Raw genomic sequence first — 15,585 nt, 5'->3', positions numbered from 1 at the left:
GTTTTTTGACCGGTTACTTATAGCGTGATAATCAAAGCCAAGAGAAAGCGTATTCGCTGTTTCAGAGTGTCTGGCTGAGCAGTTTAGAGCCCGGCTGTATAAAAAGTTTGCAACAGACTCACGCCTACTTGTTTGGCGGTCTGTATGAGTTTGTGGCACAGATTTATATCAAAAATATCATTACCGGAGACTTCACATTTCATTTGTAAGCCTCTGGTAAAGTGAGTATTGCAAAATAGAATTATTGATGTTAGATCTTGCATAAGAGAGTATTACCCTCAAGAATAGGCACTGTCCAGAAAATGGTTTGACATCACTACCCAATTCTTTTAAATATATTTTTTTATATTCTGTTTCTTGAGCTTGCTCTATTTTCTCAACTTGAAACCTGGTATTTCGCAAAAAATCTATTTGCATTTCATCGCCATGTTTACATATCTCAAAAAGGTTTCGTGCCCTAGTTTTTCCATTTTTCAAAGGAGAAATGATATAAACATTATTATACCTTTCCTTATGCCAATCATAATTTGTGCAAGTCAAATTATGAGGAATATTGATAATATCTCCGACTTTCATATCGCATTTGTCATAATCATTACAAAAACGATATAAGATAGGATCAGTATTTATCGGTGCTTTATTTACCATATCATCTAAAGTATCGAATAGATTTTGTATAAAATCCGTAATTCCTTCATAGTAGTAATCATCCCTAAAAATATATGAATATTTTCCTAAAAATAATCTCAATAATACTCTCTGAACATCAGACAATTTAAATTCAAGCTCCTTCTCTGATGGTTCTTTAATTATTTTGTTACAGTTCGATATTATTCTATCAGAAAGATAATTAAGTCGGTCATCTATACCTTGTTCACTCATCTCTCCAATAGAAGTATCAAAAAATAGTTCTCCATAATTTGGATGTTCCTTGCAAAATTCATTTTCTGCATTAATAAAATATTGTAAATCTTTAACCATACATTTCTTTGTTTGTCATTTTGCAATTTTTATACAATAATTTTAGTTCATACTCTCACAATTTCCTCATATTTATATTGTGAAAATCATTCCATCCTCTACTGTCTCTTTCATACGAACATTTCAATACCTTCATTGAAAAAAGATGATGTTCATCAATATTATCTAAAGACCAACTGCTATATTTTGAATAAACATATAACATTTTCAGACTTTCAACGGTTCCGTTTCCGGATGCATATCTCTGCATAACTGCATGTTTAACTTCAAAACAGGAATTAGTCAATGTACTGTTCTGACCAGAAGATATCATGACCATATTACCCAGACAATCTCGTTTCCAAGCAACTTCCGGTCGAGATTCATCGTCCCAATAGAATCTAGTTTTGTCACCATACTCATCTTTAGGATGCTGTGGGGCAATGTGCTCAATAGAACGATTCCTTCTGAATACATATTTTTCAACGACATTGAGTAACTCATTTTTAAAGAATAACTCTCTTTGTTCCCATAAATAGTAATCTATTCTCCAAAACCAATATCTATCAATGGTTGTGTATGTCAGATTATTATCGACAACGCTTTGTTCTGGATGCCATTTATTATCTATTGCCTTAAGTTTGGCAAGATATTCTGTAGCGTTAATATCAAGACTATTATTAATTGAAACAAAACATTCCAAATAGGTTAGCAATTGGGGCATCCACATATAATATGTCATGGCTGATGAAGCGGAATATAGCATAGCAAGATACATCCTAACCTTCATCTTCTCTTTGTCATCTCCTCTATATAATTTAAATGGGTAAGGCTCCTCATCTTCATCGTTCATTCTAATAATGAAATAATCTGTAATCAGACGATACAATCCCAGTTTCCGCATAAAAATTTCTGCATCAAGATCACGTTTATCAAAGGCCCACTTGAAAGTGTCACATAGTTTTCTCACATCAAAGAAATCTGTAACAAGCATACCTTCTACTACCTTTCCATCCTTTTCTTGTTCAGAAATATTCATATTAAGGCATATATATAATACCTGCAAAAGAAATTCTGGAAATGTCAGGAGTGAATGTTCATCAGTACGTCGTTTTACAATCTTATATGGATTCTCAGTATTGATGGCTATGTCACCAATAGCTATAGAGGTAGCTTCCAAGTCCTGATTGTCGTCAGAATCCTCCTCCTCTTCAATATCAAATTTAGTTTGATATTTTTCAAATGCATTATCTATATTCCCGTTTTGGATTATCTCAATCATAACATTTTTATAACGATTCCTCAAGCTGTCGAGCTGTTCATTGTTATGTTTTCTGAGAATCATCTTCTCCATTATGCTACAAGCATTCCAAAGAAGAGTATATTTTTCCTTATCAGTGCGCAAACGCCGGATGATATCGACTTTGAGTATTTCATAATTCTCCAATGATTTACCCGAGGTGTTCATCCTTTCAAAATAAGTATTCAATTCCATAGGGGAATAGTTTCTTGGAAGTTCAGAAAGAAAAAATGTTAGTTTCTCGAAAATATAATTCTCAAAATCTTTATCTGAATTATTCTGTAGTATTTTCTTCAAGTGTTTTGAAATATAATTCAATCCATTTTCCATTTTTTCATTTAAGAACGAACACTCTATTCCCTTGATTTTTGCTTCAAGATATTTTTTGTCTTCTTCTCGCGCTGTAAATTGTAGACGCAAGATATTATCATGTTCAGTAGAGAGATATAGAAAATCATTCCACTTGAAATGGATCCCTAAAAGAATCATTGCGGTAAAGCGTTGCTGACCATCGACAAGTTCTATACTGCTTTCAGTTCTTTTGACTGTAAGCATTCCAATGTAATATGCAGATTCTTTGTCTCTTTTGTATGAAGAGTAAAGGTCATCAAGTAGCTGGATTATCTGATCCTCTCCCCACTCAAATAATCTCTGATATAAAGGAATACTGAAGAATAATCCTGAATCTACAATTTTTCTTGGAGTATAAGCTTGTTTTATATTCGTCATTTGTTATGAAGTGTTTTAAATGAGTCAATAAGATAATTTTTTTCGTTCTGTTCATAAAGTGACATTTCTTTATTGAAATAATCAACTCTTATTCCTTTCAGATTTTTATCAAAATATGGGAGACGTTTTATGATATCCCGTGCACTTGCAAGGAAGAATGTTGGTGATGTAGCCTGATTTATCATTACTATGATTTCCATCTCCCCTGCTTTATCCATTATGGATTGCTTATTGGCTTTACTTTTCTCATACCTTAATTGAGATACAATCCTTGTTATACAAGTTAAGGCTTCAGATAGGTATTGGTTTCCAAATTTCATATAATAGGCGAATAAAAATGCCGCTATGACATCCCCGTACCACCAATGAGTCCGTCGCTTTCCTTCCGATAACTTTTTATTGTCATCGTTACCGTTAATATTTATTTCAATTAATCCAGAACATGAAATGGTTTCCCAAAGTATATGGTATTGTTTTGTCTCAATAAAATGATTATAATGCTGAATGAATGCATTTACAAAAGCAAAGAAATGTGTTCCTCCCTGTATTGGGTCCATAAAATCGAATCTCTCGCCAAAAGGTGGAATCTCTGGTATAGTTGGAGCTGCTTCAAACTCATTCTTAACCCTATTTGGTTCTTTTATATACCAATATTGTTTTCTTGTCCACTTACGGAGGCAATATAAATATATGCCTAAGATAATTGATACACTTCTATCCCCATTTTCCCGTTCACTTTTCACAAGAAGCTTATCCCACATCTTTGCCAAATGACGTTGTTGAGCTTCATGGCTTTCAGGAATGAATCTGAGATGATGTGATTTTAATAACTCATAATCTGTCAAAGCCTTTCCTCTGGCGTTCTGTGTTGAAAAGAACGTATAAGCAAGTTCAAGTGAAGAATCATTAAGAACTAGTACGTCAAACGAAATTATATCAAGAATTTTTTTGGCTTCTTTACTACGTGTTTCAATGTTGGGGTAATGTCTATCAAGATACATTTCAATAATATATCTGTTATATCCTATATATTTTTGAGCTTCAACAGAATCAAATTTTTCTTTCAATAAAAGAATGTTATCAATACACATAGCACGTAAAATGAGCGCCAAAGTAACAGTTCTTTGTTGGCCATCAATGATATCATAATCATCACCTTTCTTTTGAAGAATCAATGTCCCTAAATGATATTTATGATTCCTAGGAATAAAAATATCATCCAGCAGCTGTTCTACATTTTTTTGCGGCCAGCAATATATACGTTGATAATCCGGTATCTTTAATTTTAAGGAAAGTACATCTTTTAATGACATCGTATGAAGGACAACTTTGCTTCCAGTTCCATCTGTAATATTAATGTTGACAGAAGCACCATCTTCAATTTTATTAAAATCAATAGATGATACTGTAAAAATCTCCTTTTGAGTATCATTATTTCCGTCATAATAAGTATTTAGGAAATCTTCAATCAATGGATCGATCTTACTAATAAATTTTGTAAGATAATCTGCTAATTCCAGAAGATCTCCAATTTTATATTCATAGCGTAATCGTCCTTGTTTCATTCCATTCCAATTATGCCATAAATAATCACCCGATTCCGTATCGATGTTATCACGAAGATATTTATACAATCTCTGATTGAATGTATTACCATAATAATCATCCTCCAGATGCAACTCCAAGTAGCCATTAATATATTCATAATGTACTACTTTAAAATTAATCCGAGGTGAGACAGTAATCAATATATACCTATTCTGATGCCAAGCACTTTCATTTTCCTGGCAATACACCTCTTTATTCTTATCTGGCCATTTTTTATTTACAAATTTTCTGACTGATTCTACTGTTTCCGGATAGATATACAACATATTACCAATTCTTAATTTTTATTTCTTTTTAGATGCTCTTTCTCGTTTCTTAAGGCTCAAATCCTGCAAGACCTTTCCCATTGCATCTTCTTTTGCAAGAAGAAGAATATCATCATCCAGTTGAAGCGCATAAAGCACCCTAAGATAAATGCCTATTGCCACTGTCGGTACACCTTTCTCTATGCGTGAAACCGTAAGGGGTGAACAGGTGGCACGTTCGGCAATCTGTGCGACACTAAGGTTTCTACGCAATCGTGCAAATCTGATTTGTTCACCCACCATTTGCATCTTCTGCTCCAGTTTTCTTGGCAACTTGGTACCCATTGTACTTTTTGTCATAGCTCAACATATCATATAATATGCAAATATAAATGTTTTACTTTATTATATGATGTATTACAGAAATCAATTTTCGAATTTAATCTTGCCGTAATCTACTTGGTCATATCATCGGACATTGAGATTTATTATATTATCCATAGAGTTTATATTTCAACATATATTATTTCTAAAAAGATAACCATATTTTGAACAATAAAAGAAATAACACTTCTTTTTCTGTTCAAAATATTACTACTAAGGTAATCTTAGAAAATATTGACTGCTGTCACATAATGCTTACCACAAAAGTAGATTATTCCCTAAACTGTCTCACAATTCACCAATTGTAAAAGATAGTAATTCAAATTATATCTTGATACATTAATACACTATACAACTACATGAATACTTCACTTTTTGTACCTTGTAGAAAATACACGGCTCTTTCATTTAAGCTTAGATAAAGGCACATAATTCCCCCACCCACTTCTTATGGGAAGCAGGGATTTTGTTATGATTGATACCCAAAACGTTACGAATCCTCTGAGATTACAAATTATCTCATTTTTGATCCAGCATATGCATCATTGCGGTAAAGTCCAAGGAAAGTTCTCCGATAAGTTCGGCCGTTCCCTTAGCCTTTTCGGAGGGCTTTTTCCTTTTACCTTTCCATATCGAAAGTATTGCCAGTACCATCCTCTGTATCGTGTCAAGGTTTCTGGCGGACCTTGCACTATTCCGCCTGATGAAGTCCTGCCTCAGGTTGCGGTCAAGGTCCCAGTGCATGCTTTCTATTGCCCAATGCATTCTGGCTATTGTGCCCAGCCGCCGGGCACTTCCGTGAAAACTGGAAACATAGAACCTTCTCTCGGAAGATTTCTGACCATCAGATTTTCTTTCCGTTGCAGTCCGTATTTCGACAACCGTCAGATTTCCATTCCACTTTTCCCTGTCCGTAATCAGGTCATTTCCACGAAAGATACGGCATACCCTGGTCTCTATTCTGCCATGTTCAAGGAAAGGGCCTTCCGAATATACATCCACAGGCTCTGCAAGTTCGACATTGTCCTCAACCCCATATCGCAGAGTCCTCTGGTTCGCCTTCAGCTCGATAAGGAAATCACCGCCTTTTTCCCGGATTTTATCTATGATGGCTTTCTGGAAGGACATGGCGTCTGCCGTAACTATGCATCCTGACACATCCACCTTGTCCAACAGTTTGGGTACGGAAGTTATTTCGTTGCTTTTTTCTTCGCACATGTCTGTGGCAAGGGTGACACCTCCTTCAAGGGAATAGGCGGATACGATGTCGGGGTTGCGTCCGTTTTCAAGTACCGTCCCTCTCATTGCCTTGCCGTCAATACAGAGGATGTCCCCGGCACAACCGACAAGCTCATCATGGAAGGTGGAGGTAAATTCAGACATCCGCTCAGACATGGCTTCATCATCAATATGTTTGAATATACGGCAGAGCGTAGGTTCAGAAGGCACGCCGTCCAACAAAATTCCTAAAGAGCGGAAGCGTTTCAGATTACGCTTGCCAAATCTGATTATATCCGGACTTGTTATACACTTGCCCAGCCGTCCGAGTATTACAAGGAGAAGAATATCTTCCAGCTTGTATTTGTAGTTTCCCTTGTCTGTCCTGCGGTAATCCGGCACTGATTTCACAAATTCTTTCAGATGTTTCATTATGCTGCTACGACGGTAGGATGCATGTTCCTTTTTTAATATATTAGACATGCAAAATGTTACATATCAGTAAAATAAATCGTATTTTCGCATAGCGAAAATTAAGGCGGAAATCAAAAAACGACCTCTGTCGCATTTGATTTCCGCCTACAAAAATAATTTTATATGAACGATAAAAAGAAACACCGGAAGCGGTGCTTCCTGCATCGCTGTGCGCAAAAATAATGGTTTTTCGGAGAATAACAAGGATTATAGAGGTTGTTTTAAATGAAAGAGCCGTGTAGAAAATATTGAAAAAGCTTGGAAAATATACCATTTTTTCATACATTTGTATAGAGTCAAAGGCTTTCGGGAATTGCGAATCATTTCTAATATTTTGATTATCAGATTTTTAAATATTGTAATATTGTACCTTACGTGTATTTGAGTTTTTCAAACAAGTTTTGAACTTATTGAATACCAATGTTTGTCGAGATTTTCTAAATAACTGCTAGGTAAACGGCATATTTTGTAATGACTTCGTTTCGTTCGCCTTGGAATACTTTGAATGCACAGAATTTAATCTGAAGAGCAAGCGATGAGAGAACAGAAGCCATTCGTCAACTATTATAGGAAGTCCGGGAACAGACAGCAAAATAGCTTCCGGCTACAGAAGCAAAAGGCAAAGCAGAAAGCGTGGCAACAGAACAGGCAAAACCCTTCAGTTACTTTAAGAAGAAAACGACTGATTGCATAACGAAATCAAAGTTCTTCAGATGTATAAGGAGAAAGCACACACCGGGAACTTTGCCGGGAACGTGACAAACTGAAAGTAATAGGAAAAATAAAAATTATAGTTCAAAGTAAATAATGAAAATGAAAACAAGATTTCTATTAGGTGTATTACTCCTTTTTAGCATTACCATGCAGGGGCAACAAGTGAAAGTGAATTATGAAAATATAACAAATTCCCTTCCTGTTATTTTACAAGAATATTTCCGGATGCAAGGTGTACAACATCTGAATCTGACTATCAAGGGTGAATTCAATGGGAAACGAGCCAAGCTAAAAAAAATATCTTGCAACAATGGTATGTTTACAGAAAGAGAACTTTTACCTGATTTCGTACATTTTATATTGGTCGATAGTGTAGAAACACTTGATTTTATGGTAGCACCATACAAAGAAGATAGCATACGTTTAACTTGTTTTTATCCACCAGTAGACAATATGCCATTGTTCACAGATACGGTACGCTTGGATAGACATAAGATTCTAATGGAAACGTATACACCTGGTGATGGTTTTGATATTCCTATTATAAGTTATACCTCTGGTATTTCGGTGCAAGGTGGAATCTGGTTTTGTGGATTACGTGATTCAAAAGTAGAGCCACGAAAATGGTATGAGAAGTATGGTATTGATGATTATGTCTATTATACAATTCGTTTGGAGGAGGATAAACCTTCAAGTAAAGGAACTGTTTACGTCAAAATATCGAAGTAATTTTGGGGCCTAATGCTCCTGTATCAGAAATACAGAGAACAAGCTACCCTAACGCAAGCCTATAAGGCTCCGGCGTTTCCGCTGGGGCTTTCTAACTTTTGTACTTATAGAATATCAAAAAGAAAGCGATAGTGGAGTGTTACCCTCCCTAAAAAAACACTTTTCAGTGTCTAACTGCATTTTGATAATTAAATACGTTGTATAATTAGTTTTCCCATCATTGTATGGGTAAAATTCAACATATTCTTTAGACGTAGTTGGATCGTTCAGTTCTCCTGTTCTATCGTAGAATGAAAAGATTGTCTTATCCAGTTCTTTAATATCCCAATAATGACTAAAAATATAATGTGCTAAAGTTAGGAGTGGCGAAAGACCATCTTCCACGAATCTCACCTTCTTTTTTGTTCCCATCCTTATCAATCTCTACATTGGCTCGTGTATATATTCCATCTTTATCGAAATTCCAAATAGATTCCCAAGAGCTTCCGTCTTCATACTCTTTTTTTCCGCCAGTCCAGGTTATATCACATATTAGTGCGATAATGCTTTCTTCTCCATCGTTATAATATCCTTGTTTCTCAACACAATTGGAAAGAAGCACCATCTGTACAATCACTGCAAAAAACGATTATTCTTTTCATAATTAATATATTAAACTACACAAATGTATACAAACTTTTGTAGATTTGACAATCTGAACTTTTAATTTAGGAAAATTAAGGGAAATACAGAACTATAAACCTTAAACTGAGAATGATTTGCCTACTTTTGCGATATAAAAATTAGTAACATGAAAAACCTAAAAAAATATATCATAATAGCTATTTTAGCCAGTGTTGTTATATATTTATCAGGATGTGCAAGTCTTACTTATAATCCGCACAGCCAAACAGAAAAAGTAAAAGTGACTTTAAAGAATAAATAACTGTATCATATCAGTTTATGCAACTTGTAAAAGTCATATATATAACATTGATGCTCTGCCTGTTTATATTTGGTGCTAACGGGCAAGAAAACATCAGAGAGAACCATATCAAACTTAAAAATGACAGTTCAAGAATTCTCTCTGATAAAGTACGTATACCGTTCAATAAAACAGATTTATTATTGCCCAATCCCAATGCGAAAGACGTAGAAACAGCCATTGACAACACAAATTTTAAAGCGGATAGACCTTTCTATATACCACTATATTACATTAATCCTACTCCAATGTTTTATGGGGACTATAGTACAAGCGGACATATTTTCTCTCATTTCTATGGCAGTGGCTCACAAACCACGTTGCCGAGAATAGGACGGATAAACGAGGCTTCAATAATGTTTCATCATCAATTCAACAATGATTTTGAAACCCGACTGGGCATTAATGCCACCAAATATAACTTTCCCAAAAGTACCGGACAGGCTTTTGGCATCTATGGCGCAATGATTTATCACCCAAATGAAAGATTAAGACTAAAAGTGTTTGGAGCATATACACCGACTTACCAGTATGGCTTTTATAGAAATACATATGGCATTACTGCCGGGTATGATTTTACAGACCGGTTGGAAATGGAAGTCGGCATACAAAATTATTACAATCCGGAGAAAGGTTGGAATGTGGTTCCAATAGTCATACCACGCTACAAGTTTAAGAAGTTTGATATTGGAATAGACGTAGGCGGGCTGCTTTATGAAACAATACGGAAATAGGAAAGGAAAAGCTGTCCTTCCATATCTCTGACGTTTTTTTGTCATATCCTTAGTCTTTTTCCTTACCGTTTCTTTCATAGCCTCTTGCTGTACTGATCATTCCTTTACAAATGTAGCGTGCGGATCTTTCTGGGCCGCACACAGGATGTGGAGGCATTGAAATATTACCCTCTCTTTTTCGGGAAATACGAGAAGGAGAAGAAATCCACCAGTTCCGGCAGCAGCAGTGGCGGCCGTAATTCCAGCGTGACCATTAGCACACAGAAGGAAGGGATATATGAATCAAAGGACTTCGCCTCACTGGAACCAGTGGAATTTATCGGAATGGGAAACCGTTCCAATATCAAAGGACATTTCAGGAAGAAGTTCAGGCTGTTCGAACTGGAGGAGGAACCGCTGCCGGTAGTCGCGTTCAGGACGGAGAAGGAAATATCTGACAATTATACCAAAATACTGAAAGATATCAAGAGGATGCTTGGGATGGAAGACCAGAAGTAGATATAAATTCTTTGTTCATCGGTAAGTGAATATATATTTGGCAAATAAAAAAATACACTAAAAATAAAAGTGAGAAAATGTATAATCGGCAAAACGAAATGCGAGCGGTATAAAAAACGAAATGCGATAATCAGGGTATAAAACGAAATGTGAAAAAATTATCGCACACGCACGATATAAAAAGGCTTTCAAACGTCATTTGAATGGTGTTTGAAAGCCTTTAAAATTATTGCATTTTCACATAAAAAATACGTTCCAATATTTGTGCAATTCATTAGAAATGACTATCTTTATACAGTATTTAGGAGGCATCTGTTGCATCAACATCGCTGCTGTCTTTGTAATCAAACAAAGTTCGCTGCGGGTGTTCTTCATAATTGCATACCATCCATTCCTCCTGCTTTCTTCGGCTCGTCTTTGATGCGCTGATGGTTCTTTCTACCCGGTGGATTATCCATCCGTTTTTGTTTGCGTATTCCTCTATCATTGGCAGGGGAAACATTGTCAGCATGAACTTACCTTTCACCTGCTCCAAAAGCTGCAGGAGCTTCTCCATGCAATACTCATCAAATGTACCCTCGTAATGGCCGCAATCACTGTTTATATACGGCGGATCCACAAAATGAAACGTATCGGGCGAGTCATAAGTGGAGATGACATCCAGCGCATCCCGGTTCTCTATGGTCACGTTATCAAGCCGGGCGCATAGCCATTCCGTGAACTCATCCTTTGCATTACGCAGTTTTTTCGGCATTCCACCACCAAAGTCATAACCGAATGAACCGTCCATCATGCTGGCAAAGGACATTTTACACAACGCCCAAACAGCCCACGCCCGCTGCACCGGTTGGAAGAATTGAGGATACTGCAGGATATGTCCGGCATGGGCGTGCATATCCCGGCTGTGCAAAGTCTTCTCAATCTCCTGTTTCAGGTCACGATAATAGACTTTAGCCATCCAATAAAAGTTCGTTATATCCATACTGATATCGTTTATAACTTCGCCATCAGCCGGACGCTTGGCAAACAATACTGCAGCACCGCCGCAGAAAGCCTCTGTATAAAGTTTATGCTTGGGGATCAGAGGCAGAATATGTTTAAGGAGGGTTTGCTTGCCTCCGTAGTAAGAAATAGGTGTTTTCATTGCTGTTATTCCTTTAAATGTTACTATCTTTGCGACATCTCACTCACATAACATACAAATGCGACCAACCGCAGCAGAGGGTATTTAGCCCCCGGCTGTGCGGTTGGTCGCATCTTTGTGTAAGTATGTGGGTGAGATAACTACTTACAGGCCGGGGGCTTTTTCTTGCCTGCCCCCGACAGGCATTTATCCGTTTATAAGCGCATTAGCTTGTTCCTTGCATTGTTCCCGGTAAGACTGGAAATCATCCCACTCGGAAATAAATTCGGATGCCCGTTCATGCTCCGGATTGACAAAGGCTATCATACGGTTTGACTGGATTGCCTCCACCCGGCTGGCCGAGTACCTCGTGCGGATCAACCCAGAAACAAATTCGTCATAAGTAGCCTCCCTCGCTTCAATCAGAGTACCTCCGTCCGCCATACTTCCTGTATAGGCATATCCCAATATGGGAGCGGACACCGGTTCAGTCACCTCACCCGAACGGGCATCCGGTTCAGGAGAATACTCCTCACGCTGCTCGTTCAGATAGCACAAATAATGTTCATTATCGAACTTTGAAAAAGTCTTTTTTTCTGCATAAATCCCTTTGTACATAATCACCGATATTTTAATCGGGATCGGTTATCTTATAAAAGCATTTACCCCGGTCACCGATTGGTTGTTTAATAATCTTTGCCGAACAGGGTTCATCCAACACCACATCTTTCAACTGTTTGATAAGAGCCTCCGAACCGGTAAAAGTGATATGTTCCACCCAATCCATTTTTGGAGAACCGTCATCATCAGTGAGCAAAGCTCCGGTCTTGTCCTTTACCTGCTCGTAGATGTCATACTGGATGATCAGGCATTCACCCTTGTACTTGGAGGCTTTTATCTCGAAGCCTTTCAGGTGGATTTCCCTGTTCAAAATGTCATCAATGTGGTACTTATCTCCCGTGAGATTACCACTGCTGTTCGTTACTTCACTGAATGTTTTCATATTGAGAGTTTTTAATAAATAAATACTATTGCAATGCTGCATGAACCCCAACCGGCTGGATGCCTTTATCCGGATCTCCTCATCGCTCATTCCACGTTTTCGTAGTTTGGCCACCTCCCGGCAGAGGTTTTTCTTGTTCTGCTTGCGGGCGAGGCAATAATCATGGAACGTCACGTATCCCACGTAATTGACACCCCTGCTCTCTACCGGGAAGACCTGATAATTCGGCTTTATACTCAAAGCACGTTCATTATTCAAGTAGTGGTTGATAAACACGAGGGTTCCGTGGAGTTTCTCCTTGTTTCCATCCAGTAGGACAATATCATCGGCAAAGCGGTAATAGTACCGGATGCCCATTTCTTCTTTCATGATATGATCCAGTTCGGATAAATAAAGGTTAGCAAAGAATTGGGATAAATAATTTCCAATAGGCACTCCGTTCTCTGCCGAGTCCACGATACCGTCAAGCAAAGCAAGCAGCCGGGCATCTTTCAGCTTTCGGCGGATTACCTGTTTCATGATCTCGTGGTCTATACTCGGATAAAATTTGCGCACATCGATTTTCAGGCAGTACCGGGTTCCCTCCGGATCCGCTTTCAAATCACGGCGGAGCTTGTATAAAAGAGGGTGAATACCACGTCCACGGATACAGGAATAGGTATCACGGGTGAAATTGGAGAGCCATATCGGTTCAATCACCTGCATGATAGCCCAATGAACGACACGATCACGGAATGGCAGTTTGAATATCTTCCGCTCTTTAGGCTCGTAAATGATAAAAGTCTTGTACTCGGAGGTGCGGTAAGTACCGGTGATAAGTTCACGCTGGAGCTGTAATAGGTTCGCCTCCAAACGGGAGCCGTACTCTATTACTTCGCTTCGGCGAGTTTTGTGACGGGCGGCGTTGTGAAACGCCTGTTCGAGATTGCCATATTCGACAACTCGTTCAAACAAATTTCCATACCTTTTCATGGTCTGTTTCTGCGGTTCTGAGTGTCTGAGTGTCTGCTTTGCCTTACTCGGAAGCGTTCGAACCGTTACCGGCCTACCAGCGTCCTTTTGAGCGTTCGTCATCTTTTGCCAAGTGGCAAGGTCTTTCACCCCATCTAACCGTTTCCTAACTGCAAAGTATAGGGGAGCGGACACATTCGCATTCGAATTCGAGGCTGCATTGTTCGTATTCGTAGCAAACGCCCCTGCATTCGTGCCATTGTTAGCGTTAGCACCGGAGAGGCGCACACGAAGCCTGCGTCACACTAAGGGTAAAACAACCTGTTAAACTTGGTTTAACGATGCAAAGATAAGCCTTTTAAATACATTTACCCAAAACCGGCAAAAAAATCACAAAAATCGACTCGCCTTACGGCGAGTTCTGAAACCCGCCGAACAGCTTTTCCAAAACTCTCAATACAAAATTTCAAAGAACGTTCTTTTCCTCTTTCCGTTTTCCGTTTTCGTTTTAAGCCGACATCACCGGATCCGCATCGAAAAAGCAGAGGGGAGCGGACACATCCGCATCCGAATACGAGGCCGCATTGTTCGTATTCGCAGCAAACGCCCCCGCACCCGTGCCATCGTTAGCGTGAGCACCGGAGAGGCGCACACGAAGCCCTTTGGATGATGCTGAATTCTCCCAAAAATAGTCACAGAAATAAGTCGAGGCGGTCGCTCCGATTTCGGTCGGCATGGCGCAAAGCAAGTAGTAACTTTTCTGTTTGATATAACCGCTGGTTCTCGGAACCTCGCAAACCTTGATAAGGCCGGAAATCGAATTGTCATCATAACCGGCATAAAGGGACGGGGCAACATAGACCTCAGATTTCTCATCACCCACGTTATCGATAAGCCCCCGGACAATCTTCCAAATATGACCGAAAGGATGTTTCAGGCCGAAGAACACCGGAACCTTTGCTGCATAATGCAACGAGCCGTCCTCCTTTAGCACGTTAAACGTGGTTTCACCGCAACCGTCACCCAGCTCGATACCGGCAGAGGTCGGAACAACCGGGTAATAACCCCACTGATCCCAATTCGGCATATTGGTGGTTCCGGATCCGAGGCCACCCTGATACAAACCGTTGCTGTCCTTTTCAGCAATCACGGCCTCCTGCATGTTGCGGGTTCCGAATATGATCATGAAAAGAATTTCAACCACCGCCTGAGCCACGTACCAGTTGGCATCCCAACCCTCGCCACGCTTGCGGGCATAAGTTGAAAAATTACGGTACTGCATATTGGTTGCAACCATCCCCAACTGCGTGCGGTAAGTCCCGTCCCGGCTTGCATCATTGTTTCCACCACGATATTGGGCGGCATCACTCACAACCGAACAAAGGATATTGTTCGTCCTGTCCATCACGCCACCACCGAGGGCGGAAAGGCCACCGGCGGGAATATACACGCACTGTTTGCCTTTGATGGGAGAAAGGGAAACGGCATAATATTTCAAATTACCCACTTTCCACTCGGCAAAATAAAAACCAATATTCCAACACCACATATACTGTCCCATCGTGCCGTCCAGCTTCGCCGGTGTACCGTCCTCGAAACGGTAGTGGTTCGTGGGATCCAGCTTGCGCCGGGTACGGTCATCCTGAACGAGGTAACAACCAAGTCCCAACAGCTCTGGCAGCTTGCGGAGCATATCGAGGCTGCCGTGATAACCGGCAGCCCGGTACGTGGAATTCGATTCATTCCAATAACGTCCACAAACGGCGTTTGCGGCGGTGGTAACCGCCTCGGACAAATTCATAACTTTGGACTCTCCGTCCGTGTCCAGCACCTCGATGCGCATATCGCTCACGCTGCCGGAGGCAGTATCGAGTTCGCTAATCTTCTTTCCGGCTTCAAAAGCCGAAAGCATCGCTAACACACGGGTTTCCTGATCGCTTGTCATATTTAT

At 39.3% G+C, this 15,585-nt stretch carries 14 protein-coding genes; 4 read left to right on the top strand and 10 right to left on the bottom strand.

All coding sequences use genetic code 11. The features are described from left to right. Nucleotides 1-192: 192 nt before the first annotated feature. The 5 genes from RE317_RS16635 to RE317_RS16615 all read right to left on the bottom strand — a co-directional run bounded on the left by RE317_RS16635 (nucleotide 193) and on the right by RE317_RS16615 (nucleotide 6,927). Complete coding sequence (locus tag RE317_RS16635) at nucleotides 193-981, bottom strand: hypothetical protein (protein WP_008669773.1); 789 nt, start codon at nucleotides 979-981, stop codon at nucleotides 193-195. A gap of 55 nt (nucleotides 982-1,036) precedes the next feature. Continuing rightward, nucleotides 1,037-2,989: a DUF262 domain-containing protein gene (locus RE317_RS16630; RefSeq protein ID WP_008669775.1), complete on the bottom strand. Its 1,953-nt coding sequence runs from the start codon at nucleotides 2,987-2,989 to the stop codon at nucleotides 1,037-1,039. Then, nucleotides 2,986-4,863: a DUF262 domain-containing protein gene (locus RE317_RS16625; protein ID WP_008669778.1), complete on the bottom strand. Its 1,878-nt coding sequence runs from the start codon at nucleotides 4,861-4,863 to the stop codon at nucleotides 2,986-2,988. The genes RE317_RS16630 and RE317_RS16625 overlap by 4 nt, the downstream gene beginning before the upstream one ends. A gap of 18 nt (nucleotides 4,864-4,881) precedes the next feature. Further along, nucleotides 4,882-5,202: a helix-turn-helix domain-containing protein gene (locus RE317_RS16620; protein WP_008781710.1), complete on the bottom strand. Its 321-nt coding sequence runs from the start codon at nucleotides 5,200-5,202 to the stop codon at nucleotides 4,882-4,884. Between the two features lie 543 nt (nucleotides 5,203-5,745). Then, nucleotides 5,746-6,927, bottom strand: coding sequence for an ISAs1 family transposase (locus RE317_RS16615; protein WP_008669784.1), 1,182 nt, complete (start codon nucleotides 6,925-6,927; stop codon nucleotides 5,746-5,748). An 804-nt stretch (nucleotides 6,928-7,731) separates the two neighbouring features. On the opposite strand from RE317_RS16615, the gene RE317_RS16610 reads away from it, so the two are divergent. Continuing rightward, nucleotides 7,732-8,361 carry a hypothetical protein gene (locus RE317_RS16610; protein WP_008669786.1) on the top strand — a complete coding sequence of 210 codons (630 nt, stop codon included), beginning with the start codon at nucleotides 7,732-7,734 and terminating at the stop codon, nucleotides 8,359-8,361. Between the two features lie 334 nt (nucleotides 8,362-8,695). Here RE317_RS16610 and RE317_RS16605 read toward each other — a convergent pair whose 3' ends face one another. Further along, the gene (locus RE317_RS16605) at nucleotides 8,696-8,977 is read right to left on the bottom strand and encodes a hypothetical protein (RefSeq protein WP_008669788.1); all 282 of its coding nucleotides are present in this window, start codon (nucleotides 8,975-8,977) and stop codon (nucleotides 8,696-8,698) included. A gap of 174 nt (nucleotides 8,978-9,151) precedes the next feature. On the opposite strand from RE317_RS16605, the gene RE317_RS16600 reads away from it, so the two are divergent. The 3 genes from RE317_RS16600 to RE317_RS16590 all read left to right on the top strand — a co-directional run bounded on the left by RE317_RS16600 (nucleotide 9,152) and on the right by RE317_RS16590 (nucleotide 10,557). Then, nucleotides 9,152-9,286, top strand: coding sequence for a hypothetical protein (locus tag RE317_RS16600; RefSeq protein WP_008669790.1), 135 nt, complete (start codon nucleotides 9,152-9,154; stop codon nucleotides 9,284-9,286). 17 nt (nucleotides 9,287-9,303) lie between these two features. After that, nucleotides 9,304-10,059: a hypothetical protein gene (locus RE317_RS16595; RefSeq protein ID WP_008781707.1), complete on the top strand. Its 756-nt coding sequence runs from the start codon at nucleotides 9,304-9,306 to the stop codon at nucleotides 10,057-10,059. A 117-nt stretch (nucleotides 10,060-10,176) separates the two neighbouring features. Further along, nucleotides 10,177-10,557 carry a hypothetical protein gene (locus tag RE317_RS16590; protein ID WP_008781706.1) on the top strand — a complete coding sequence of 127 codons (381 nt, stop codon included), beginning with the start codon at nucleotides 10,177-10,179 and terminating at the stop codon, nucleotides 10,555-10,557. Between the two features lie 301 nt (nucleotides 10,558-10,858). On the opposite strand, the gene RE317_RS16585 is transcribed toward RE317_RS16590, so the two are convergent. From RE317_RS16585 to RE317_RS16570, 4 genes are all read right to left on the bottom strand, one after another. Then, nucleotides 10,859-11,701, bottom strand: coding sequence for a DNA adenine methylase (locus RE317_RS16585; RefSeq protein ID WP_005779409.1), 843 nt, complete (start codon nucleotides 11,699-11,701; stop codon nucleotides 10,859-10,861). 186 nt (nucleotides 11,702-11,887) lie between these two features. Beyond that, nucleotides 11,888-12,298, bottom strand: coding sequence for a hypothetical protein (locus tag RE317_RS16580; RefSeq protein WP_013611110.1), 411 nt, complete (start codon nucleotides 12,296-12,298; stop codon nucleotides 11,888-11,890). 13 nt (nucleotides 12,299-12,311) lie between these two features. Then, complete coding sequence (locus tag RE317_RS16575; RefSeq protein ID WP_303266263.1) at nucleotides 12,312-13,655, bottom strand: RNA-directed DNA polymerase; 1,344 nt, start codon at nucleotides 13,653-13,655, stop codon at nucleotides 12,312-12,314. 487 nt (nucleotides 13,656-14,142) lie between these two features. Beyond that, the gene (locus tag RE317_RS16570) at nucleotides 14,143-15,579 is read right to left on the bottom strand and encodes a hypothetical protein (RefSeq protein WP_308821661.1); all 1,437 of its coding nucleotides are present in this window, start codon (nucleotides 15,577-15,579) and stop codon (nucleotides 14,143-14,145) included. Nucleotides 15,580-15,585 lie beyond the last annotated feature (6 nt).

The sequence above is a fragment of the Phocaeicola sp. GP0067 genome, assembly GCF_031119655.1.
Lineage (GTDB): Bacteria > Bacteroidota > Bacteroidia > Bacteroidales > Bacteroidaceae > Phocaeicola > Phocaeicola vulgatus.
Note: the sequence above shows the minus strand (reverse complement) of the source record. Positions and strands in the feature narration are given on the sequence as shown.